Annotated in this window: 19 protein-coding genes and 1 tRNA gene; 15 read left to right on the plus strand and 5 right to left on the minus strand. The window is 62.5% G+C overall.

The features are described 5' to 3' along the window. The first annotated feature begins 201 nt into the window (after positions 1–201). Together AC1RUK_RS18085 and AC1RUK_RS18090 are read left to right on the plus strand one after the other, a co-directional pair. Positions 202–2247 carry a lytic transglycosylase domain-containing protein gene (locus AC1RUK_RS18085; RefSeq protein ID WP_481834531.1) on the plus strand — a complete coding sequence of 682 codons (2046 nt, stop codon included), beginning with the start codon at positions 202–204 and terminating at the stop codon, positions 2245–2247. Positions 2248–2412: 165 nt separating this feature from the next. Then, positions 2413–3312, plus strand: coding sequence for an alpha/beta fold hydrolase (locus AC1RUK_RS18090; protein WP_481834530.1), 900 nt, complete (start codon positions 2413–2415; stop codon positions 3310–3312). A 58-nt stretch (positions 3313–3370) separates the two neighbouring features. Here the strand turns inward: AC1RUK_RS18090 and AC1RUK_RS18095 are convergent, their stop codons facing one another. After that, entirely contained in the window at positions 3371–4450 is a 1080-nt protein-coding gene (locus tag AC1RUK_RS18095) for a tyrosine-type recombinase/integrase (protein WP_481834529.1), read from the minus strand. 238 nt (positions 4451–4688) lie between these two features. Next, on the minus strand, positions 4689–5855 hold the full coding sequence (locus AC1RUK_RS18100) for a porin (protein WP_481834528.1): 1167 nt from the start codon (positions 5853–5855) through the stop codon (positions 4689–4691). Positions 5856–6308: 453 nt separating this feature from the next. Here AC1RUK_RS18100 and AC1RUK_RS18105 point away from each other — a divergent pair. The 3 genes from AC1RUK_RS18105 (at position 6309) to AC1RUK_RS18115 (ending at position 8015) form a co-directional block, all read left to right on the plus strand. Beyond that, positions 6309–6399: transfer RNA gene (locus AC1RUK_RS18105), tRNA-Ser, on the plus strand. A gap of 94 nt (positions 6400–6493) precedes the next feature. Beyond that, positions 6494–6745 carry a GIY-YIG nuclease family protein gene (locus AC1RUK_RS18110; RefSeq protein WP_481834527.1) on the plus strand — a complete coding sequence of 84 codons (252 nt, stop codon included), beginning with the start codon at positions 6494–6496 and terminating at the stop codon, positions 6743–6745. Positions 6746–6842: 97 nt separating this feature from the next. Beyond that, the gene (locus AC1RUK_RS18115) at positions 6843–8015 is read left to right on the plus strand and encodes a porin (protein WP_481834526.1); all 1173 of its coding nucleotides are present in this window, start codon (positions 6843–6845) and stop codon (positions 8013–8015) included. A gap of 134 nt (positions 8016–8149) precedes the next feature. Here AC1RUK_RS18115 and AC1RUK_RS18120 read toward each other — a convergent pair whose 3' ends face one another. After that, positions 8150–9829 (minus strand): tetratricopeptide repeat-containing sulfotransferase family protein, encoded by a 1680-nt coding sequence (locus AC1RUK_RS18120; protein ID WP_481834525.1) that lies wholly within the window; start codon positions 9827–9829, stop codon positions 8150–8152. Positions 9830–9938: 109 nt separating this feature from the next. Here AC1RUK_RS18120 and AC1RUK_RS18125 point away from each other — a divergent pair, with 109 nt between their 5' ends. The 4 genes from AC1RUK_RS18125 (at position 9939) to AC1RUK_RS18140 (ending at position 16062) form a co-directional block, all read left to right on the plus strand. Beyond that, entirely contained in the window at positions 9939–11051 is a 1113-nt protein-coding gene (locus AC1RUK_RS18125; protein ID WP_481834524.1) for a pyridoxal phosphate-dependent aminotransferase, read from the plus strand. Positions 11052–11527: 476 nt separating this feature from the next. Continuing rightward, positions 11528–12736 carry a CAP domain-containing protein gene (locus AC1RUK_RS18130; RefSeq protein ID WP_481834523.1) on the plus strand — a complete coding sequence of 403 codons (1209 nt, stop codon included), beginning with the start codon at positions 11528–11530 and terminating at the stop codon, positions 12734–12736. Between the two features lie 153 nt (positions 12737–12889). Beyond that, complete coding sequence (locus AC1RUK_RS18135; protein WP_481839465.1) at positions 12890–14632, plus strand: type I secretion system permease/ATPase; 1743 nt, start codon at positions 12890–12892, stop codon at positions 14630–14632. Next, entirely contained in the window at positions 14629–16062 is a 1434-nt protein-coding gene (locus AC1RUK_RS18140) for an HlyD family type I secretion periplasmic adaptor subunit (protein ID WP_481834522.1), read from the plus strand. Before AC1RUK_RS18135 ends, AC1RUK_RS18140 begins: the two co-directional genes overlap by 4 nt. Before the next feature lie 144 nt (positions 16063–16206). Here the strand turns inward: AC1RUK_RS18140 and AC1RUK_RS18145 are convergent, their stop codons facing one another. After that, entirely contained in the window at positions 16207–16743 is a 537-nt protein-coding gene (locus AC1RUK_RS18145) for a MarR family winged helix-turn-helix transcriptional regulator (RefSeq protein ID WP_481834521.1), read from the minus strand. 203 nt (positions 16744–16946) lie between these two features. Between AC1RUK_RS18145 and AC1RUK_RS18150 the strand changes: the two genes are divergently transcribed. The 3 genes from AC1RUK_RS18150 (at position 16947) to AC1RUK_RS18160 (ending at position 19086) form a co-directional block, all read left to right on the plus strand. After that, positions 16947–17231 carry an acylphosphatase gene (locus AC1RUK_RS18150; protein WP_481834520.1) on the plus strand — a complete coding sequence of 95 codons (285 nt, stop codon included), beginning with the start codon at positions 16947–16949 and terminating at the stop codon, positions 17229–17231. Positions 17232–17303: 72 nt separating this feature from the next. Then, on the plus strand, positions 17304–17954 hold the full coding sequence (locus tag AC1RUK_RS18155; protein WP_436171724.1) for a TetR/AcrR family transcriptional regulator: 651 nt from the start codon (positions 17304–17306) through the stop codon (positions 17952–17954). Then, a complete protein-coding gene (locus AC1RUK_RS18160) occupies positions 17923–19086 on the plus strand; it encodes an isovaleryl-CoA dehydrogenase (RefSeq protein ID WP_481834519.1) in 1164 nt (387 codons plus the stop codon). The genes AC1RUK_RS18155 and AC1RUK_RS18160 overlap by 32 nt, the downstream gene beginning before the upstream one ends. A gap of 17 nt (positions 19087–19103) precedes the next feature. Here AC1RUK_RS18160 and AC1RUK_RS18165 read toward each other — a convergent pair whose 3' ends face one another. Beyond that, on the minus strand, positions 19104–19496 hold the full coding sequence (locus AC1RUK_RS18165) for a hypothetical protein (protein WP_481834518.1): 393 nt from the start codon (positions 19494–19496) through the stop codon (positions 19104–19106). Positions 19497–19754: 258 nt separating this feature from the next. On the opposite strand from AC1RUK_RS18165, the gene AC1RUK_RS18170 reads away from it, so the two are divergent. The 3 genes from AC1RUK_RS18170 (at position 19755) to AC1RUK_RS18180 (ending at position 22392) form a co-directional block, all read left to right on the plus strand. Next, a complete protein-coding gene (locus tag AC1RUK_RS18170; RefSeq protein ID WP_481834517.1) occupies positions 19755–21362 on the plus strand; it encodes a carboxyl transferase domain-containing protein in 1608 nt (535 codons plus the stop codon). Position 21363: 1 nt separating this feature from the next. Further along, positions 21364–21894 (plus strand): O-acetyl-ADP-ribose deacetylase, encoded by a 531-nt coding sequence (locus AC1RUK_RS18175; protein ID WP_481834516.1) that lies wholly within the window; start codon positions 21364–21366, stop codon positions 21892–21894. Between the two features lie 198 nt (positions 21895–22092). After that, positions 22093–22392, plus strand: a complete 300-nt coding sequence (locus tag AC1RUK_RS18180; RefSeq protein ID WP_481834515.1) for a hypothetical protein — start codon at positions 22093–22095, stop codon at positions 22390–22392. The last annotated feature ends 26 nt before the right edge of the window (positions 22393–22418 follow it).

Genomic DNA, 22418 nt, shown 5'->3' on the forward strand with positions numbered 1-22418 from the left:
GTCGGTCGGTCTATCGTGCGCGCCTTCTAGCCGAAAGCGAAGCCGCGCACCATAGTCTCGACATTGTTGCGCGGCAAGCATTGCCATGGTGCCAGCGGGCGCAATTCGAACGACCTCGATAGCCTTCATTCACGTGCTCTTCACGACCTAAGTTTAGGCTTCGAGGCGTCTCAGCCTGCTGGTAATGTGTAAGGACAGATAATGCCGACCAGGCGGTCCCATCGTTTTGCGCTTCTGGGCGCCACGCTTGCGCTGATCCCGGTCGCGGCGATCGGCGGTGGCGTCGATGTGCAGCTGACGTCGGCGATCCCGATGCCCGACTTGCAGAGCCAGTCGGATCCGGGCCGACAGGATGCGAGCCCCTCAACCAGTGTCGCCTTGCTGAAGAGCGGCCTCGACAGGCTGGCGGCCAACGACATTCCCGGCGCGCGCCAGGTGCGCGAGGCGCTGCCGGCCAATTCGCTCGACCGGCATATACTGGCCTGGGCGATCGCGCTCTATGGCGGCGACCAGGTGCCGAGCGGTGACATAGCGGACGCCGCCAAGATGCTGCCGAACTGGCCGGGCACGATCGCGCTGCGCAAGAACAGCGAGCGAGCGCTCTATCGCGAAAACCCCTCGCCGCAGACCGTGGTGAAGGCATTCGACGGCAGCCAGCCGTTGACACCGGAAGGCGTGATCATCCTTGCCCGCTCCTATGTCGCGCTTGGCAATGCCAAGGCGGCGCGTTCGGTGCTGTCGCCGTTCTGGCGCACGGAAAAGCTCGAGACGAAGGACGAGACAGCGGTCATCAAGGAATTCGGCGCGCTGATCCCGGCCGACGACCATCGCTTCCGCATGGAGCGCATGTTCTATGCCGACAAGGTCAGTTCGGCGCTGCACGTCGCCGGTCTCGCCGGCGCCCAGCCACTGGCCGATGCCTGGGCGGCCGTGTCCAAGGGCGACAAGAATGCGGCCAAGCTGCTGAAGGCGGTGCCACCCGAGCAGCGTTCCGCCGGCTATGTCTTCGCGCAGGCCGAATATCTGCGCAAGCAGCGGAAGTTTGCCGACGCCGCGGCGATCGTGATGAAGGCGCCGACCGAGCGTGAGGCGCTGGTCGATCCCGATGCCTGGTGGGTCGAGCGCCGGGTGCTGTCGCGCGAACTGGTAGACCAGGGCGACATGAAGACGGCCTACAAGATCGTTGCCGCGCATGCCGCCGAAAGTGCCGCCAACGCCGCCGAAGCCGAGTTCCATGCCGGCTGGTACGCGTTGCGCGGCCTCAACGATCCCGCCACAGCCGCCACGCATTTCGCACGCATTGCCGACCTGGCGCAGGGGCCGATGTCGCTGTCGCGCGCCTATTACTGGCTGGGCCGCGCGGCGGAAGTCGGCGGCCCTGGCAACGCCAAGGACAATTTCGCGCGCGCCGCCGCCTACGGCACCACCTTCTATGGCCAGCTTGCCGGCGAGCGGGTCGGCTTGAGGAGCCTCAACATCGTCTATCCGCAGCCGAGCGCGGCCGACCGGAAGAATTTCGCAGCCCGAGAAGCCGTCAGTGCCATCATGCGGCTGCAGGAGGCGGGCTACGACCGCTACGCCGAGACGCTCTACCGCGACCTCGCCGGGCAGCTGACCAGCCCGGGCGAACTGGCGCTGCTGGCGGTGCTGGCGGAAAAGCAGGACAATCATTTCATGGCGCTGAAGATCGGCAAGATCGCCGGCGCGCGCGGCATCGATGTCGGGGCGCTGTCGCATCCGCTGGGCGTCATTCCCGACACCGCCAACATTTCCGGCTCGGGCAAGGCGCTGGCCTATGCGATCGCGCGCCAGGAAAGCGAGTTCAATGTCGGCGCCATTTCCAGCGCCGGCGCGCGCGGGCTGCTGCAGTTGATGCCGGGCACCGCCAGGCAATTGGCAAAGAAAGCCGGATTGACGTTTTCGCAGACCCGGCTGACCAGCGATGCCGGCTACAATGCGACGCTGGGCGCGGCCTTCCTCGGCGAGCAGCTCGACCGCTTTGACGGATCCTATGTGCTGACCTTCGCCGGCTACAATGCCGGCCCCAACCGCGCCGCCCAATGGGTGGCGAAATACGGCGACCCGCGCGGCAAGGACGTGGACGCCATCGTCGACTGGATCGAGCGGATTCCCTATACGGAAACAAGAAGTTACGTGCAGCGCGTGATGGAGAATTACGAGGTCTACAAGATGCGTATTTCAGGGAAGTACGACATTGTGGGAGATCTGGTGAACGGGCGGAGTTGAGGAGCGGCGAGTTCATAAAGCCGGATGCCGGCGATCCTTCGCGCCCCCCTCTGTCCCTCCAACATCTCCAAGATTCTCAGCCCGCCTACTCCGGCGATTTGACCGCCCCTGCCCTCGCCTGTAGCAGTCGGAAGCGATCCGACAGCGACGGGGAATCGAGTGCATATGCAAGATGACCAAGGTTTCTCCGACTTCTTCTACACCGCGCCGGACGGGCTCAAACTGCATGCCCGCGTTTACGGCGAAACTGACTTTGGACGCTGGCCGGTCGTCTGCCTGCCCGGCCTGACCCGCAATGCGCGCGACTTCAACGAGTTGGCGCTGCATCTGTCGAGGCAGGCGAAGAACCCACGCAAGGTCATCGCCTTCGACTATCGCGGGCGCGGACAATCCGCCTATGATCCCGACATCAGCCACTATAATGTCGGTGTCGAGGCCGGCGACATCCTCGCGGGCCTGGCGGCCCTCGGCATCGAGAACGCGGCCTTCATCGGCACGTCGCGCGGTGGGCTGATCATCCATGTGATTGGCGCTATGCGGCCGGCCGTGCTGAAGGCCATCGTGCTCAACGACATCGGCCCGGTGATCGAGGCCGAAGGCCTCGCCCATATCGGCTCCTACCTCGAGCGCGCGCCGAAGCCGAAGAGCTTTGGCGAGGCGCTCGACGCCCAGCGCGGCACGCATGGTGGCGATTTTCCGGCGCTGACTGAGGCCGACTGGGAACGGATGGTGTCGGCGCTCTATCGGGAGACGGATGCAGGACTGGTGCCGGATTTCGACTCGAAACTGGTCGACACGCTTGCTGGGCTCGATTTCACCAAGCCATTGCCGGATCTATGGCCGCAATTCGAAGCGCTCGCCGCCGTGCCGATGCTCGCCATACGCGGCGGCAACTCGAAGCTGCTGTCAGCCGGGACGCTGGAAGAGATGCGAAAACGCCATCCTGGCATGGAGACGATTACGGTCGATGGCCAAGGCCATGCGCCTTTCCTGGAGACCGGCGACCTGCCGGACGCCATCGCCGCATTCCTAGATCGGGCCGAACAACAGGTTCAGGCAAAGTAAACCCCAAGACCAAATCGGTCTCGGGGTCGCTATTGCAGTATAGGACAGTTTGGCGGAGCTATTTGGCCTTGGAGCTCTTCCCGGCCGCCTTGGCCGCCTTCGCTGGGCGCGCTTCGCCCTTTTGCTTAGGCCCTGCCGATGTAGGCGTGGTCAGCGGAGACGAGAACGCCGAGTTCTCCGTGCCGCCCCCCATCCCCTCGCCGCGCGGCGTTTCCAGCACGACGACGCAGCCATCGAGGTCGTTTGTGGCCAGATGCGCGTAGCGCATGGTCATCGACAGCGTCTGGTGGCCGAGCCACATCTGGACGCGCCTGATGTCAATGCCGCCCTGGACGAGACGCGATGCGCAGGTGTGGCGCAATATATGCGGAACCACCTGTTCGTCGGCGCCGAGGCCGACCTCGGCCTTCGCATCATTCCAGATGGCACGATATTGCGCCTGGCTGAGCTTGGTGAACGGACCCTTGGGTCGGCGGCCTTCGGTGACCGGCAATTTGATGACCTCTTTGACACGAGCGGTCATCGGAATGGTGCGGCTGCGGCCGGACTTGGTGATCCAGAAGGAGACGCGGTGTTCCTGGATGTCGTTCCAAATCAACCCGAGCGCCTCGCCGAGGCGGCATCCGGTGTCGACGAGGAAGACAGAAAGACGGTAAGCATCCTCGCTGCGGCTCCTGATGGCCGCGAACAGCCTAGCCTCTTCGTCCTTTTCAAGGAAACGAATCCGTCCCGCCCGCTCCTTCTGGCGGCGGAACTCGGGCAGGCTGTGGATATCTCCCATCTTATGAGCCTTGCGCAACAGTTTGCTAAGGGCAGCCATCTTCCGGTTGATGGTTGCGTTGCTGTTGCCGCGCTGGCGCAAGGTACCGATAAGGTTGTCCAGGGTGCTTTGGTCAAAGGCGCTGAAACGTTCCCCAAGGAGGATCTCGTCTATTTCGCCGATGAAAGAGCTGACATTGTATTTATGCCGCCCGTCATCCCAAAGTATGTCTCGATAGGCTGAAAAAAGCTCTCCGACCCTATACGACTTTACTTCTCTTATCTTGTTAAAGCTGTATTTGATCTTTGCGCTTTGAGAAGAAAACATCGAAAAATGATCAGAGGGTGTTTCCTCTTGAATCGCTTCGGTCGTCATCATTCGCTGCAACCCCCGAATGGATAGATCAGCCCTATCCGCTTGGAGGCGCCCTTTCAAGAGTTTTGAATCACGCAGTTGTGATTTCATCCGCCATCAACGGATCCCACGAAATCGTCCCACGGACTCTATTCAGCTACCGATACCCCCATCCTTTCGTTTGCGTTGACCCAGTCACGAAAACAATCCAGCCCGGGCGTTGATGCGCCCGGGCTGGATTTCACCTGTATAGAACCAGCCCTTAGAACGAGCGCTGGAAGCGGAGCATACCGCCGACGCTGTTGTCGTCGTCAGCATTGGTCCAGTTGGAGAAATCGGCGTTGCCGAAATTGCCTGCATTGAGGTAGTCAACTTCAGCCGTGACCGTGAAGCCGGGGACGACGTCGTAGGCGACGTTGGCTGCGATACCGAGGTTCTCACCTTCGTCATACGAGACCTGGAGGTTGAACGAGGTCTTCTCGTTGAAGGTGTAGGTGCCACCGCCCCAGACTGCCCAGTTGCCGTCCCACTGCTTGTAGAAGCCGCGGCCACCAGCCGGGAGGGCATAGGTCGGATCCGACAGGTTGTCGTCGGAGCCGTAGCCGCCGATGATGAACAGCGACAGGTTCTGCATCGGGGTGATGTCCAAACGAACCTTGCCGGCGACTTCTTCATAGTTGCTGTCATAAGCGATGACGCCGGTGATGGCGCCCCAGCCCTGCGTCCACTTCAGACCGCCGACGACATGCGGAACGTAGCTGTCGATCGTGCCCACGCCGTAGAAATCAGGAGTGCCGCCGCCCGAACCTTCTTCGAGCGAGAGAACGGCGGAGAAGCCGTTGCCGGCGTCGAAGTAGTACTGGATGACGTTGGTGTCGAAATCGCCGTAAGGAACCAGCGTATCCTGGATGACGTTGCCGGCGTAGCCGATGAACGTATTGAAGGCCGATTCGTCCTTACCGACGCGCAGACCACCGAGCTGGATCCATGCGAAGTTCAGCGAGACGCCCGAGTTGGTAGCAACATTGCCATAATAGGTGGCATAGCCGTTGCGGTTGCCGAAATTCCAGCGAGTCTCGGTGAAGGTCTTCAAGGTGCCGAGTTCGGTTTCCTGGCCGGTCCAGGTCTTCAGCGTGAAGCGGGCCTTCTTGCGCCAGGTATCCTGGCTGTCGCCATCCTTCACGTCACGGCTCTCCGCGCCATCGAACGAACCGACGTCGCCAAAGCTGGCGTCATAACGCACATAGCCGCCGATGCGCAGGCAGGTTTCGGTGCCGGGAATGTAGAAGTAGCCCATGCCGTAAACGTCGCAGATCTTGACGTATTCAGCTGGTTCCGGCTCGGCGACGACGACGGCGTCGGCGGCGCGCGCACCGGAAACTGCGATCAGGGCCGCAGCGGAGCCAAGGAGAAGGCTCTTGATGTTCATTTTCTGACCTCCAGTCAAAAGTTAAAAAACGGGTCTGGGTATTCTTTGCTGAAGGACAGCGTTCCCTGCCCCATCCCCACTAACCGAAAAAGATGCGCACCGCGCCGCTCCTTCGAATTCGACATTACCCATGAGCCGGCGGCGTTCAACCACGATCGTACCAGCAAAAGGGCAGTTCGGGCGCTATCCCCCGGCGTTGTTGCACAAATGACACGATTTGGCCTCACTCCGAAAGCTCTCGTTAACCATTGGGACTCCCGCGGCCCTTGCAACGCGGCCGAATCCGGCGACGCGCCGTCGCAATTGCGGCCATGTCGCCCCGAGTCGCCGGCCAGGGAATTGCCGCAGAATCGCCTTATGGCGCATGCGGCCGGCGGCCGATGTCGGATTTTTCCGCGATAATGGTGCCAGCTGTTGATTGTGCCGGCGCTTTTCTTTATCCAGCGGCGCAACGGAGAGGTGGCCGAGTGGTCGAAGGCGCTCCCCTGCTAAGGGAGTAGAGGTCAAAAGCTTCTCGTGGGTTCGAATCCCATCCTCTCCGCCACCCTACGCCCTGCGGGCTTCGGGTGGCAGGCCACCCGAAACCGCAATCGGACGTTGGAGTGTCGCCCGAAGCTACGAAGTAGCGTAGGGGGACCATGTGGTACGTCTATTTCCTGCAGCTCCATAACGGCGATATCTATGTCGGATCGACAAACGACCTCCGACGCCGTTTCGAATCGCATCGATCGGGCTACGTGACATCGACTAAGGCCTATCTGCCTCTGACGTTGAAGTCCTACATTGCGGTTGAAACCGAGGCCAACGCCCGGCAACTCGAGCGATATTTCAAGACCGGCTCGGGCAAGGCCTTCGCCAGTAAGCGTTTTTGGCGGGCGGAGCCCCACTGACGACCTTAAGGCATATCTATTTGAAATTAAAAGAAAAACGGCGCAACGACCTGCTTTTCGTCGACCTCCACCTTCGATTCTGACTGGAGGTCAGAAAATGAACATCAAGAGCCTTCTCCTTGGCTCCGCTGCGGCCCTGATCGCAGTTTCCGGTGCGCGCGCCGCCGACGCCGTCGTCGTCGCCGAGCCGGAACCGGCTGAATACGTCAAGATCTGCGACGTCTACGGCTCGGGCTACTTCTACATTCCCGGCACCGAAACCTGCCTGCGCATCGGCGGCTTTGTCCGCTACGACATCGGCGTCGGCGACGTCGGCTCGTTCGATGGCTCCCGCGCCATCGATCAGATGAACGGGAAGGATCAGGGTACGTGGTACAAGAACACCCGCTTCACCCTGAAGACCTGGACCGGCCAGGAAACCGAGCTCGGCACCTTGAAGACCTTCACCGAGACCCGCTTCAACTTCGGCAACTCCAATGGCTATGGCGATGAATTCGGCAATGACGCTGTCAACAAAGGCGTCACGCTGAACTTCGCCTGGATCCAGCTCGGTGGCCTGCGCGTCGGTAAGGACGAATCGGCCTTCGATACGTTCATCGGCTATGCCGGCAACGTCATCCAGGATACGCTGGTCCCGTACGGCGGCTTCGATACCAACGTCGTCCAGTACTATTTCGACGCCGGCAACGGCTTCTCCGCCGTGGTTTCGCTCGAAGAAGGCTCCGGCGATGCTGGTGCTGCTGTCCTCGATGGGGCTGGCAACTATGTCTACAACGCCACGTCCGGCAATGACACCATCGACAGCTACGTGCCGCATGTCGTCGGCGGCGTGAAGTACACGCAGGGCTGGGGCGATATCATCGCCGTCGGCGCCTATGACAGCACTTGGGAAGAGTGGGCCGGCAAGGTTCGCCTCGATGTGAACGCGACCAACGAACTGTCGCTGTTCATCATGGCCGGCTACGGAACGGACGACAACATCGACCGCAACTTCTACAAGCAGTGGGGCGGCAACTGGGCGGTGTGGGGCGGCGGCACCTACAAGTTCAACGAGAAGACCTCGTTCAACCTCCAGGCCTCTGCTGACGACGACAAGAACTATGGCGTAGCGGCGAACGTCGCCTACGACATCGTTCCCGGCCTGACGGTCACGGCCGAAGTCGACTACGACCACGACGGCAAGTTTGGCGACGTTGACAATCGCAACTGGACCAATGGGGACAAGAAGAACAGCGTCGGCGGCCTCCTCCGCTTCCAGCGCTCGTTCTAATAGGCTCCGGCTGAATGAAGCTAAACCCGGCGGGCAACCGCCGGGTTTTTTGTTGGGCACCGTGTTCTTTGAGGACGACGGGCTCCGCTCAAGAATTTCGCAGGTAACGGCGAAACAGCGACGGGCCCTCACGCTCAAATGTCGGCAAGATCTCCCAAAGCGTCGATCAGCGGCTGGATCTCGCTTTCGTAATTCGCCCACCGCTTGACGGACGACGTATAGATCGGCTGGCGAACCTGCCAATTGCTATAGGTGTTTACGGAGCCGCCCCTGTCAAAAAAGCGCAAGCAGGTATCGTCCCAGGGTAGTCCGAGATAATCTATGAGACAGCGTGACTGCTTCTCTTGATTTTCAATCAACGTCTCGTACCGGTTTTCGAAGATACGGCCCGGGAAAATCTTGTCCCAATGCCGCATCAGACGATCATACTCCCTGTAGTAAAGCCCCAGTGTCTCCAGATCGGCGCTGTAGCTATGCGCATCACTGAATTGCAGGACAAAGCAAGAGATACAATTGTCAATGGCGTCGCGGCGACAATGAATGATGCGCGCGTTGGGGAAAAGGATGCCAATCAGGCCGACCAGCTCGAAATTGTGAGGCATCTTGTCGACAATTCGAAGCGCATCAGGGGCCCGCTCGCGCAGATAGCCAACATGCTCCGCAGCCAGCGCCCTGGACAGCTGTGGGGTCATCGATGCGATCGCCTCACCCGGGCTTATGTCGGATCCATACCTAAGATCGAGCCCATTCGATATGCGTCTAAGCTTTGTTAACTCGCCAGCGCCATGAACATTGGGATGGCTGGCGCAGATCTGCTCAGTCAGTGTTGTGCCCGAGCGAGGCATCCCGACTACGAACACGGGCACCTCGGAGACATTGCCAGAAGCAGTCCTTGAAGCCACCAAATCCGGTGTAAAGGTTTCGATCAGGGCGTCGACCCAACGACGGTAGGATTGCAGATCGAAGCTGTTGCCGCCGGCTTGATTTCCTTTTTTGAAGTGCTCCATCGCCTCCTTGTAGCGACCGAGGTCGTTGAGCAGCTTTCCGGCCGCGTGATGGAGCGCCGTCGCTCCCTGGGATCCGTGGTCAGGGTCTTGAAGCTCCGTCAGGATCGCCGCGAGTTCTGGTGGCTCTTCAGTGAATTTGTGCGTGCGCACAAGTGCATTGTAGGCAGCAGGTACCGCGATGCGCCGATCTATTGCCTCTTTGAGATGAACGGCGGCTTCGTCCATGCGGCCGAGGCTTGCCAGCGCACGAGGCAGCCCCAACCGGGCCATGGGATGATTTCGGTCGACCCTGAGCGCCTTCTCAAAGAGCGGCAGCGCCATTTCCCCCTTGTCAAACGAATTGTATGCATCGCCCAAGGCGCAAAGCGCTTCCACCAGATCCGGCTTCAATGCCAGTGCGTGCCGAATGTGTTTGATCGCCGGTGTAAACTCGCTGAGCCTCAAATAGGCTTGACCGAGGCTTAGGTGGTAGTAGGGATTTAGAGGCTCCTGCGCGATCGCCCGACCAAAATACCGCAGGACCTTTTCGTCGTCGTACCCGATCCCCAGCGTCCCCAGTATATAAAGGGCCAGCGGATGTTCGGGCGTTCTCGCCAGAACGCGATGACAGAGCTCTTCCGCCTCAGGCAATCGATTCTCTTGCTGGAACTCGAGCGCCTGCCTCAACATCATATCGTTGGCCTGAGCGCGAGACGGAGCCGCCTTTGCGGGCTGAGGTTTCGGTTGCCCAACCTTCGGCGGTGCGCCCTTCGGCGCTGCTTGGGTTTTAAGGTGCTTGGCCCAAGCGGGCGGCAATCGGTTGCTCATTCTATTTCGCTAGCAAAACGGATCGGCGAAATCCAGTGCGACATTGTCATCTTGCGCCCAACATGCCTCCACGCTAGCAAGAAGACCGTTTTTCGAGCGAGCCCTTGCCATGCGTCAGCGCCCTCCCCTTACGCCGATCATCGCCGCCCTTCCCTCGACGGTTCCATTTGTCGGGCCGGAGGCGCAGGAGCGTGAGCGTGGCCGTGCTTTTCGTGCCCGCATCGGTGCCAATGAGAGCAGCTTTGGCCCCTCGCCGCGGGTCATCGAGCACATGGCCGGGATTGCCCGCGACATGTGGATGTATTGCGACCCCGACAATTTCGGCCTGAAGCAGGCGGTGGCTCGACATCTCGGAGTCGGTGCCGAGAACGTCGTCGTCGGCGAAGGCATAGACGGGCTGCTCAGCCTGGTGGCGCGCATGTATGTTGCACCCGGTGACGCGGTGGTGACCTCGCTCGGTGCCTATCCGACCTTCAATTTCCATATTGCCGGCGTCGGCGGCCGGCTGGTTGCGGTGCCTTACGCGGACGACAGAGAAAGCCTGGACGGGCTGCTTGCGGCGGTCGTCAGGGACAAAGCGCCGTTGGTCTATCTCTCCAATCCGGACAATCCGATGGGCAGTTGGTGGGAGGCGGCCGAGATCACCCGCTTCATCGAGGCGCTGCCCGAAACCACCATGCTGGTGCTCGACGAAGCCTATGGTGAGCTTGGGCCGGCCTCGGCACTGCCGCCGATCGATGTCTCCAGGCCAAACGTCATTCGCATGCGCACCTTTTCGAAGGCGTATGGGCTTGCCGGCATACGTTGCGGTTACGCGGTGGCCGAGCCCCAGGTGATCCGCGATTTCGAGAAAATCCGCAACCATTACGGCGTCAGCCGCATGGCGCAGATCGCCGGCGTCGAGGCGCTCGCCGACCAGGCCTATCTCGAGAGCGTGGTGACACGGGTCGCGGCTGGGCGGCGGCGAATCGCCGGGATCGCTGAAGCAAACGGGCTGAAGCCGCTGCTTTCGGCGACCAATTTCGTCACCATCGACTGCGGCATCGATGGCGCCTTCGCGCTGAAGGTGCTGCAGGGGCTCTTGGCACGCGACGTGTTCATCCGCAAACCGATGGTGCCGCGGCTCGACCGCTGCATAAGGGTCAGCGTCGGACTCGACCATGAGCTCGACATTTTCGCGGAAGAACTGCCGGGCGCACTGGCGACGGCGCGGGGGAATTAGTCGGTTCCCGTTCGCGCAGCCGACACGCGCTCATTTCGCATCGCATCGAATCGAGCGCGCCGTCGGCTTTCTTGCCGGACCTTATACGCCTCTCGCTCGTGCCTCGAAATTCCATCCGATTGCGCGCGTTCGCACATCTGCCGTGCTGGAGATATATTAGCGAATTCCGGCTCTTAAGGGTCTTCAGAAGAACCAGCACTGGGAAATATAGAGCCGTCGAAATGACGCCATGGCCCGAGCAAATGCATCACTTGCTCAAAGCGTCAGAAGAACTTGAGAGCTCAGCTGAAAACTGATCTGCACACTGATCTCAACCTTGCTAGGCGGGTAGGCAATGCTGCACACGATATATGTGCATATGTCCTAATTTGTTTACTTTAGCGCCGAATCATAAACACATATGGTGCCTGACCGAGGAACGGGCAACGGGGAAATACAGGGGGCTCACCACCAATCAGAACCAACGGGGATACCAAATGCCGCAACACAGTGCCAACGAGCAGTATCTGCTCGAACTCATCAATGCGGAGCGTGCCAAGACAGGTGCCCAGCCTCTGGCCTTCGACAACGACCTCAGCGAAGCCGCCGAAGGTCACGATCGGTGGATGCTGGCAACCGACATCTTTTCGCATACCGGTTCCGGTGGCTCGTCGCCGACGACGCGCATGAAGGCTGCAGGCTTTGTCCTAACCGGATCCTGGGCGACCGGCGAGAACATCGCCTGGGCAACGACCCGCGCCCCGACCGGCTATGTCGACGAGGTCAAGCTCCTCCACACCAACCTGATGAATTCATCGGGACACCGGGCGAACATCCTCAATCCCAACTTCCGTGAAGTCGGCCTCGGCTTCGAGGTCGGCGACTACAAGGGCCGCAGCAGCGCCTTCGTCACCGAGGACTTCGCCAAGAGCGGTACCGACCTGTTCCTGACCGGCGTCACCTTCGACGACAAGGATGGCGATCGTTTCTACGATCCGGGCGAAGGGCTCGGCGCCATCACGGTGACGGCCAAGAATTCCGCCGGCCAGACCTTCAAGACCACGACATCGGCTGCCGGCGGCTACGATCTGGTGCTGAAGCCTGGTACCTACACGGTGACATTCTCGGGCGCGAACATCGCCACCTCGACGCAGACGGCGACGATCGGCACCAAGAACGTCAAACGCGACCTGATCGATCCGACGATGAAGTCGGGCACGCTTGCGGCGACAGCCTCGGCCGACGATGCCAGTTCCGACACCAGCCACACGCAGCCGGCGGCGTCGGCTGCTCCCACCACCGTGGCGGATGCGGGGAGCTACACTGCCGGCAGCACCACCAAGAGCTGGCTCGCCGACTTCTTCAAGACCCATTCGGCGGCGAAGCAAAGCACCCTCAGCGCCAATGAGACTGCTGGCGGCGCGACCGATCAGGACACATCACATACGGCCGTGCTTGGCAGCGACCATTTGCAGTTCCGCCAGACAATAGCCTCGCCCACCAATGCAGAGGATGTCTCCGATCTGCTCGATGGCGGCGGCCCCTTCCATCAGGCGATAGATCGCGCGGTGGCGGCGTTGCAGGCGCATGTCCCGGCTGACGGCCTCATCGTTGCCGATGCGGGCGACGCGGCACATGCCGCGGTGGCCAAGATCCTGGCTCAGATAGCCCAATCGGACCATCAGAGCGCAGACCTCGTGGGCTGACCGCGAACTGCAAGACTGCCTGGCGGTCCGTGCGGCAAGTGCGGGCCGCCGCGAATTTGAAGGAGATTTGACGCCCTAGCCAATCTGACGGCGTCAGCGTTCGGATTTCGAAGCCGCCCGAGCCGATAGCCGGGCATAGTTGAGGTAAAGATACTGCTTCATCCGTTTTCGCCAGACCCGAACCGCAAGGCTCGCTCCGAGCTGCGGGAGGCTCTTGCCTCCTTTCGCCGTGCCTATCTTGCCGTTGCCGGCTTCAGCGGCCTGATCAACATCCTGATGCTTTCCGGCTCGCTGTTCATGCTGCAAGTCTATGACCGCGTGCTGCCCAGCCGCAGCGTGCCGACGCTGGTGGCGCTGATCATCCTGGTGGCCGTGCTCTACGTCTTTCAGGGTATTCTCGAGGCGGTGCGGGCTCGGGTGCTGACGCGCATAGGAGCCGGCATCGAGGAAACCATCTCCAGCCGCGTCTTCGGCTGCGTGGTACGCCTGCCGCTGCGCACGCGCGACCGCGGCGAAGGGCTGCAGGCGCTGCGCGATCTCGACCAGGTCAGCGGCTTCCTCTCCGGCCCCGGCCCCGCCGCCCTGTTCGACCTGCCGTGGATGCCGCTCTATGTGGCGATCTGTTTCCTCTTCCACCCATGGATTGGTGTCGCAGCGCTTGTCGGTGCCCTTCTGCTGGTGTCGCTGACGGTGCTGACAGACCGTCTGGTCCGCGGCCCGACCAAGGCAATGTCGGGGTTCAGCACCAGCCGCAGCGCGATCGCGCAGTCGAGCACCCGCAACGCCGAGGTGCTGGCCGCGATGGGAATGGGCGAGAGGTTGGCCGGCCGCTGGAGCCGGGCCAATGCCGGTTTTCGCGAGGCACAGGAGCGTGCCAGCGACCTGACAAGCGGGCTGGGCGCCGTGTCACGCATCCTGCGCATGATGCTGCAGTCGATGGTGCTGGCGCTCGGCGCCTATCTGGTCATCCACCAGCAGGCGACCCCTGGGATCATCATTGCCAGCTCGATCCTTACGTCACGCGCGCTGGCGCCCATCGAGCTTGTCATTGCGCATTGGAAGGGCTTCCTCAACGCCCGCCAAAGCTGGCGGCGCCTGGACGATCTGTTTGCAGCGCTCCCGGCATTGGAGAGCGGGATGGAGCTGCCTGCCCCGACTGGCGAGCTCTCGGTCGAGACCATCAGCGTCGTGGCCCCCGGCGACCGGCGCCTGGTGGTGCAGGACGTCGAATTCTCGCTGCGCGCCGGATCGGGGGTTGGCGTGATCGGCCCCAGCGGCTCCGGGAAATCCTCGCTGGCGCGCGCGCTGGTCGGCGTGTGGCCGGTGATGCGCGGCAAGGTCCGGCTCGACGGTGCGGCTCTCGAGCAACGGCCGGCCCGCTTGCTCGGCCGCCATATCGGCTACCTGCCCCAGGACGTCGAACTGTTCGCCGGCACGGTCGGCCAGAACATTGCGCGTTTCGACGACGATGCCGTGCCGGAGACGATCATCGCGGCGGCGCGGGCCGCCGGCGTCCATGAAATGATCCTGCGCCTGCCCGAGGGCTATCAGACGGAAATCGGCGAAAGCGGCGCCGCACTTTCGGCCGGCCAGCGCCAGCGTGTGGCATTGGCGCGCGCGCTGTTCGGCGATCCGTTCCTGGTCGTGCTCGACGAACCCAATTCCAACCTCGATGCCGCCGGCGACCAGGCGCTGACGCAAGCCATCGAAGGCGTCAAGGCGCGCGGCGGCATCGCCATCGTGGTGGCGCACCGGCCGAGCGCGCTTGCCGCACTGGACCATCTGCTGGTGCTCGGCGGCGGCAGGCAGCAGGCCTTTGGCCCGAAGAGCGAGATAGCGCGGCAGGTGCTGCAGCCCGCAGCCGTGCCGCTGCATGCGGTGGGAACGGCGGGATGAAGATGGCGCTTGCAGCACCCGATTTTGCAGCGGCGGGTCTGCGTGCCGCCAGGGACGTGGCGTTGCGTGGAAGGTCGATGGCGCTTGCCTTTCTCGACAAGGGAGCAAAGCCGGTCGAGGCCGCATCGCCGCAACAACAGCGGTTGCGGCGCGCCATTGACCGCAATGTGAGGCTGGGCGGCATCACTGCCCTTGTGCTGGTCGGCGGGCTCGGCCTTTGGGCAGTGACAAGCAATCTTTCCGGCGCCGTGGTCGCGGCCGGCCATCTGGTCGTCGATTCCAACGTCAAATCCGTCCAGCATCCGCAAGGCGGCGTGGTCGGCGCGCTGAATGTGAAGAATGGCAGCATGGTCGCGGCCGGCGACGTGCTGGTGCGGCTCGACGACACGGTGGCGCGTGCCAATCTGGCCATCGTCGACAACGGTCTCAACGAGTTGTCGGCCCGCCGCGCCAGGCTGATAGCCGAACGCGACGGCGCCACGGCGGTCGCCTATCCCGACCAGCTCGCGGCGCGCGCGGCCGACCCCAAGATCGCCGAACTGATCGACGGCGAGACCAAGCTGTTTGCCTTGCGGCGCCAGGCACGCGACGGCCAGGTCTCGCAGTTGCGCGAGCGCATCGTCCAATTCCGGCAGGAGATCGCCGGTATCGAAGCCCAGCAGAGGAGCAAGCAGCAGGAAATCGCGCTCACCAAGGTCGAACTGGCGGGCATGCGGGACCTGTGGAAGAAGAAGCTGGTGCCGATTTCGCGGCTGGCCGAACGCGAGCGCGCCCAGGCACGGCTCGACGGCGAGGATGGCCAGCTAACCGCCGCGGCCGCGCAGACGCGCGGACGCATCAGCGAGACGGAACTGGCGATCATCCAGATCGACCAGGACATGCACAGCGAGGTGGCAAGCGAGCTGCGCGAGATAGACGCCAAGGCGAGCGAGTTGCGCGAGCGCCAGATCGCGGCCCAGCAATCGCTGAAGCAGATCGACATCCGCGCACCACAATCCGGCCGTGTGCATCAGCTGGCGATCCATACGGTCGGCGGCGTCATCTCGCCTGGCGAAGCGATCATGCAAATCGTGCCGACGGCCGACGCGCTGGTGGTCGAGGCGCGTGTCGCCCCTCAGGACATCGACCAACTGCGCATCGGGCAGCCGGCGACGCTTCGCCTTTCGGCATTCAGCCAGCAGACGACGCCGGAGGTCGAAGGCGAGGTGGACCGCATCTCTCCCGATCTCATCGAAGACCAGAAGGCCGGCATCTCCTACTATGCCGTGCGCATCGTGCTGTCGGCCAGGAGCCTCCAAGAGGCAGGCCCGCTGGAGCTGAAGCCGGGCATGCCGACCGAGGTTTTTCTCAGGACCACCGACCGCACGGTGCTTTCCTATCTGCTTAAGCCGTTGACCGATCAGGCCAGCCGCGCGTTTCGCGGCGACTAAGGAGCGGTTCATCGTTTCACGGAAACGCCGAATCGCTCTATCTCTTGTCTTGACGCAATTCCGGACGGAAAACCGTTTCACACTTTTCCTGGAATTACTCTAGCTCCAGCTTTGGCGAGGAAGCTTGTCTGCCACGCGGCAGGTCTATAGGCGACTTCCGCTCGTTGCGGTCTCACCCATGTCGCCGCCGAGCAGGCGCGTGACCCGCTTCAACGCGTCTGAAAGCTGCTGGGCTTCGTCATCGGCAAGGCCGGCCGTCAGCCGGGCGAGGTCTTGGTTCGCCGTCATCTGCAACCTTGCCAATGCCTGATTGCCACGGGCCGTCAGGGACAGGCGGCGGCTATGCCGGTCGTTCGGGACGGCGCGCATTTCGGTCAGGCCGGCAGCCGCGAATTTTCGCAGGATACGCGTGAGATAGGTCGGTTCGAGCCGCAGTTCCCTGGCCATTTCGGAGGCCGTCGGCCCGATATCGAGATGGAACATCCGCGCAAGAAAACCCGCCGTGCCACCTGCATCGGCAGCAGGAGCGCCCGACCGGCGATCCAGTTCGAACAGCACCCGGGCCTCGGTCAGCGTATAGGCGCTGTGCGTCAGGGTCTCGTCGAGCAGCCCGATCAGGCCGGTATAGAACCGGTTGAAGCGGCGGATGTCGCCGACCAGGGCATTGCGATCGACCGGCATGCAGGCCCTTCCTCAGGTGATATCCGCCGTCGGATTCATCTCCAATTATTTGATTAAGTCAACTATTTATTGAATTAGGTCATACATCTATAACCCAGGACGCGAGCGCTCGGTCCCGCGCAATCCCGATGGAGCCGCTTGCATTCGCTGGGTGAAGCGCCAGATTCATGTGCACAATGCAAGGATACGCTTCGGGGCGAGCGATGAGTGATCGGCAAAGGGCCGTGCAGGCGCGCGTTTTCGGCAGAGTGCAAGGCGTCAGCTACAGGGTCTGGGCGCGAAGCGAGGCCATCCGGCTCGGCATTGCCGGCTGGGTGCGCAACGAAAGCGATGGTTCGGTCACGGCCCGGATGGCCGGAGCCGACGCCGAGGTCTCGTCAATGATCCAACGCCTCTGGGAAGGCCCGGCGGGCGCATCGGTCTCGCGCGTCGACGTCGAGGAACTCACCTCCTGGAATGCGCCAACGAGCTTCACGATCATTGTGTGACCAGGGCACGCAGATTGCGCCCTCTTGAATTAATTGAACGTTTGTTTTATTATTTGCCTCGATGAGGTGAGCATGGCCCGCACGACCGGTTCCGATGGCGAAAAGACCGAGGCTGCCGTCCGCGAGGCGGCGGTCAGCCTGATCGCGCGTCTCGGCTATGAAGCGATGTCGATGCGCCAGTTGGCCGCCGAGGTCGGCGTGCAGGCAGCCGCGCTCTACCGCTATTTTCCGACCAAGGAAGACCTGCTGTTCACGCTGATGCGCGAGCACATGGAGGGGCTGAGCGCAGCGTGGGAGGCGGCACGCCCCGCGACGGCCGATCCGACCGCGCGGCTCGCCGCCTATGTCCGGAACCACATCGCCTTCCACATCGAACGCCGCCACGCCACGCATGTTTCCAACATGGAGCTGCGCAGCCTGTCGCATGAGCGCCTGACGCAGATCCTGCGCATGCGCACGGCCTATGAGAAGGAACTGCGCGCCATCCTGCGCGACGGCGTGGAGACGGGCGCTTTCGACATCGACGACACCGGCCTGACCGCGATGGCGCTGATCCAGATGATGACCGGCGTCATCGTCTGGTTCCGGCCGGGCGAGCGGCTGTCGATCGCCGAGGTCACGGCGTCATATCTTTCGATGACAATGCGCCTCGTTGGCGCGAGGATCGATACCGGTACCGGGGAGGAACGGCATGTACACGAACACGCTCAGCTTCGGGCTTGACGAAGACATCGAGGCGCTGCGCGACCTGGTGCGGCGCTTCGCCCAGGACAAGATCGCGCCGATCGCAGCCGAGATCGACCGCTCGAACGAATTCCCGGCGCATCTGTGGGCCGAACTTGGCGCGCTCGGCCTGCTCGGCATCACCGCCGATCCGGATTTCGGCGGCAGCGGCATGGGCTATCTCGCCCATGTGATCGCGGTGGAAGAGATTTCGCGCGCCTCGGCCTCGGTCGGCCTCTCCTATGGCGCCCATTCCAACCTGTGCGTCAACCAGATCAACCGCTGGGCGACACCGGCGCAGAAGGAAAAATACCTGCCGCCGCTGTGCAGTGGCGAAAAAGTCGGCGCGCTGGCGATGTCGGAATCCGGCGCCGGCTCGGACGTGGTATCGCTCAGGCTGCGCGCCGAAAAGCGCAACGACCGCTATGTGCTCAACGGCTCGAAAATGTGGATCACCAACGGGCCGGACGCCGAGACGCTGGTGGTCTATGCCAAAACCGATCCGGAGCGCCATTCGCGCGGCATCACCGCCTTCATCGTCGAAAAGACGATGGCCGGCTTTTCGGTGGCGCAAAAACTCGACAAGCTCGGTATGCGCGGCTCGAACACCGGCGAGCTGGTGTTCGAGAATGTCGAGGTGCCGTTCGACAATGTGCTGCATGAGGAAGGTCGCGGCGTCGAGGTGCTGATGTCGGGCCTCGACTATGAGCGCACGGTGCTGGCTGGCGGCCCGATCGGGCTGATGGCTGCCTGCCTCGACGTGGCGATCCCTTATGTGCATGAGCGCAAGCAGTTCGGCCAGCCGATCGGCGAGTTTCAGCTGGTGCAAGGCAAGCTTGCCGACATGTACACGGTGATGAGTGCCGCGCGCGCCTACGTCTATGCCGTGGCCGCCGCGTGCGACCGCGGCCAGACGACCCGCAAGGACGCCGCCGGCTGCGTGCTGTTCGCCGCCGAGAAGGCGACGCAGATGGCACTCGACGCACTGCAGCTACTCGGCGGCAATGGCTATATCAACGACTATCCGACCGGCCGGCTGCTGCGCGACGCCAAGCTCTACGAGATCGGCGCCGGCACCAGCGAAATCCGCCGCTGGCTGATCGGCCGCGAGATCATGGCGGAGGGGGCATGATGCTCCCCTCCGCCACCTCAGCCGAATGCCCTCGGCAGGTCAGTGGTGGGCTTGGCAACGACCTGATGCGAATCGCGCCAGAGAACCTCGCGCTGTTGCAAGGACGTAATCGACCGTACCGGCAAGCCGCCTTCCTCGATCAGCCATGCACAGTAGCGGGCACGGCTGATTGCTTCCCTGGCACCCGGATCGAACCAGCAGATGCCCCAGATCGAATTGCGGCGCCTGAAATGCCGGCCAACCCGACCGGGAATGGGCAGGTGCTTGTTGAACCAGTCGAACTGGTCCTGCAGCTCGCCGTGAATCCAATCGGGGCAGCCGTTCCGGTACAGATACCAGGACGCCCGGAAAAAGCCGGTCTCCACCCGGCTTTCCGGATGGATCAGCGGCGTTACAAACCGCACATACATGATGACACCCACGGCGCGCGCAGGCGCCGTGTTCCTCTAGCTCAAATTCGGGACGTGGAATGCCGCCCTTCGGCGGCGTTAGCCCAATGCCGAAGGGAGACGTCTTGTGAAATGCATGTCTATGCCTTTCATCTTCGCCTCCAGAGGGTGTCGCTCAAAAATGAACGCCGCATGCTAAGCAAGACACGCGACGTTCGGGGGCGGGCTGATACACCGCTTCCGCCGCGGCATCAAGGGGCGTGAGGAAACGACGACACAATGGCCACGCTGCAAACCCAGATCTCCCCTTCCTCCGAAACCTTTCACGCCAATGCCGGGCGCATGCACGCGCTGGTCGCCGACATCGCGGAGAAAGCGGCGAGCGTCGAGCGCGGCGGCTCGGATGAGGCGCGCGAGCGCCACCAGGGCCGCGGCAAGCTTTTGCCGCGCGAGCGCCTCGCGCAGTTGCTCGACACCGGCTCGCCGTTCCTCGAGATCGGCCAGTTCGCGGCGTGGTCGATGTATGGCGAGGACATCTCCTCGGCCGGCCTCATCGCCGGCGTCGGCCGAGTCGAGGGCACCGAGGTCATGGTCGTCGTCAACGACGCCACGGTGAAGGGCGGCACCTATTACCCGCTGACAGTGAAGAAGCATCTGCGCGCGCAGGAGATCGCGCTGCAGAACAATCTGCCCTGCGTCTATCTGGTCGACAGCGGCGGCGCCAATTTGCCCAACCAGGATGAGGTGTTTCCCGACCGCGAGCATTTCGGCCGCATCTTCTACAACCAGGCCAACATGTCGGCGGCGGGCATTCCGCAGATCGCCTGTGTCATGGGGTCGTGCACGGCGGGCGGCGCCTATGTGCCGGCGATGTCGGACGAGACGATCATGGTGCGCAACCAGGCGACCATCTTCCTCGGCGGCCCGCCGCTGGTGAAGGCCGCCACCGGCGAGGACGTCAGCGCCGAGGAGCTCGGCGGCGCCGACGTACACACGCGACTCTCCGGCGTTGCCGACCACTACGCGATGGATGACGAACACGCGCTGGCCATTTGCCGGCGCATCGTCAAGAACCTGAATCGGAGCAAGGCCGTAAGCCTGAACTTACAGAAATCGATTCCACCGCTTCATGATCCGCATGAGCTCTATGGCATCGTGCCGACGGATCTGCGTCAGCCCTATGATGTGCGCGAGGTGATCGCGCGTGTCGTCGACGGTTCGGAGTTCGACGAGTTCAAGCAGAACTACGGCACCACTTTGGTCACCGGCTTTGCCCATCTCCACGGCATGCCGGTCGGCATCATCGCCAACAATGGCGTCTTGTTTTCCGAAAGCGCGCTGAAGGGCGCGCATTTCATCGAACTGTGCTGCCAGCGCATGATCCCTCTGGTGTTCCTGCAGAACATCACCGGCTTCATGGTCGGACGCAAATACGAGGCCGGCGGCATCGCCAAGGACGGTGCCAAGCTGGTGATGGCGGTCGCCACCGCCAAGGTGCCGAAGGTGACCATGATCATCGGCGGCTCGTTCGGCGCCGGCAATTACGGCATGTGCGGGCGCGCCTATTCACCGCGCTTCCTGTGGATGTGGCCGAATGCCCGCATTTCGGTGATGGGCGGCGAACAGGCGGCAACCGTGCTCGCCATGGTCAAGCGCGAAGGCATCGAGCGCAAGGGCGGCGAATGGAGCGCCGAAGAGGAAGCGAAATTCAGGAAGCCGATCCTGATGAAATACGAGCATGAGGGTCATCCTCTCTATTCCTCGGCACGGCTCTGGGACGACGGCATCATCGACCCGGCGAAGACGCGCGAGGTGCTGGCGCTAAGCCTTTCGGCCGCGCTCAATGCCGAGATCGAGGAGACGCGCTTCGGCGTGTTCAGGATGTAAGATGAGCCAGGACGGCAGCAGGATCAGCATCCATACCGGCGACATCACCAAGCTTGATGTCGAAGCCATCGTAAACGCCGCCAACTCCTCGCTGCTCGGCGGCGGCGGTGTCGACGGCGCCATCCACCGCGCGGCCGGTCCCGAGCTTCTGGCCGAATGCCGCATGCTGAACGGTTGCAAGACGGGCGAGGCCAAACTCACCAAGGGCTACAGACTGCCGGCCCGCTACATCATCCACACGGTCGGACCGGTCTGGCAAGGCGGCGACAAAGGCGAGGCCGAACTGCTCGCCTCGTGCTACCGCCGCTCGCTCGAACTCGCCGCGGGCCGGGAATGCCGGACGGTGGCGTTTCCGGCGATCTCGACCGGCGTCTACCGCTACCCGAAGGATGAGGCGACGGAGATCGCCGTCGCCACGGTAGGCGCCTTCCTCGATAAGAACACGGTTCCAGAAACCGTCATCTTCTGCTGTTTCGACGAGCAGACAGCAGAACTATACCGGCAGGCGGTTGCTGCCATCGGCGGAGCCTAGACTGCATGGCCGAAGCGATCGATCCACAGCTCGAAGTGCGATTTTCCATTCCCGAACTGGCGGCGCCGGAAAATTGGCGCTATTGCTCATCCTGCACTTTCCAATGGGCATGGGGTGAAAATGGAACTGAAATACTTTCGCAAGACGACTATCTCGATACTTGCAGGATCGCTTATATTCGCACTGCCTGGAACCGGCATGGCCGGGTCGCTGGTGGGAAACCAGGGCGACACCCGGTTCTGGCCGACCTTGTCGCTGGACCCAAAGGAACCCTGCACCAAGTCGTACAACGCCTATGTCGCCGCGGGCGGCCATTCGGCCTACGCAACGACCTTCTACTCACGCGTCGTCGATCTTTACATCATCTGCGGTACACGGCTGAACGCGCCATCGCAGAAGGCCGCGGAAGACATGGCGCTGCGCAACTGTCAGGCTGGCCTGGAGAAGTGGAAGGTCAAGACCGCGAGCGGCGGCTGCGCGATCGCGGCTTCCAAGTAGGCTGGTTCCTGGCAGACTGGCGCCGC

This window comes from Mesorhizobium monacense, assembly GCF_056781675.1.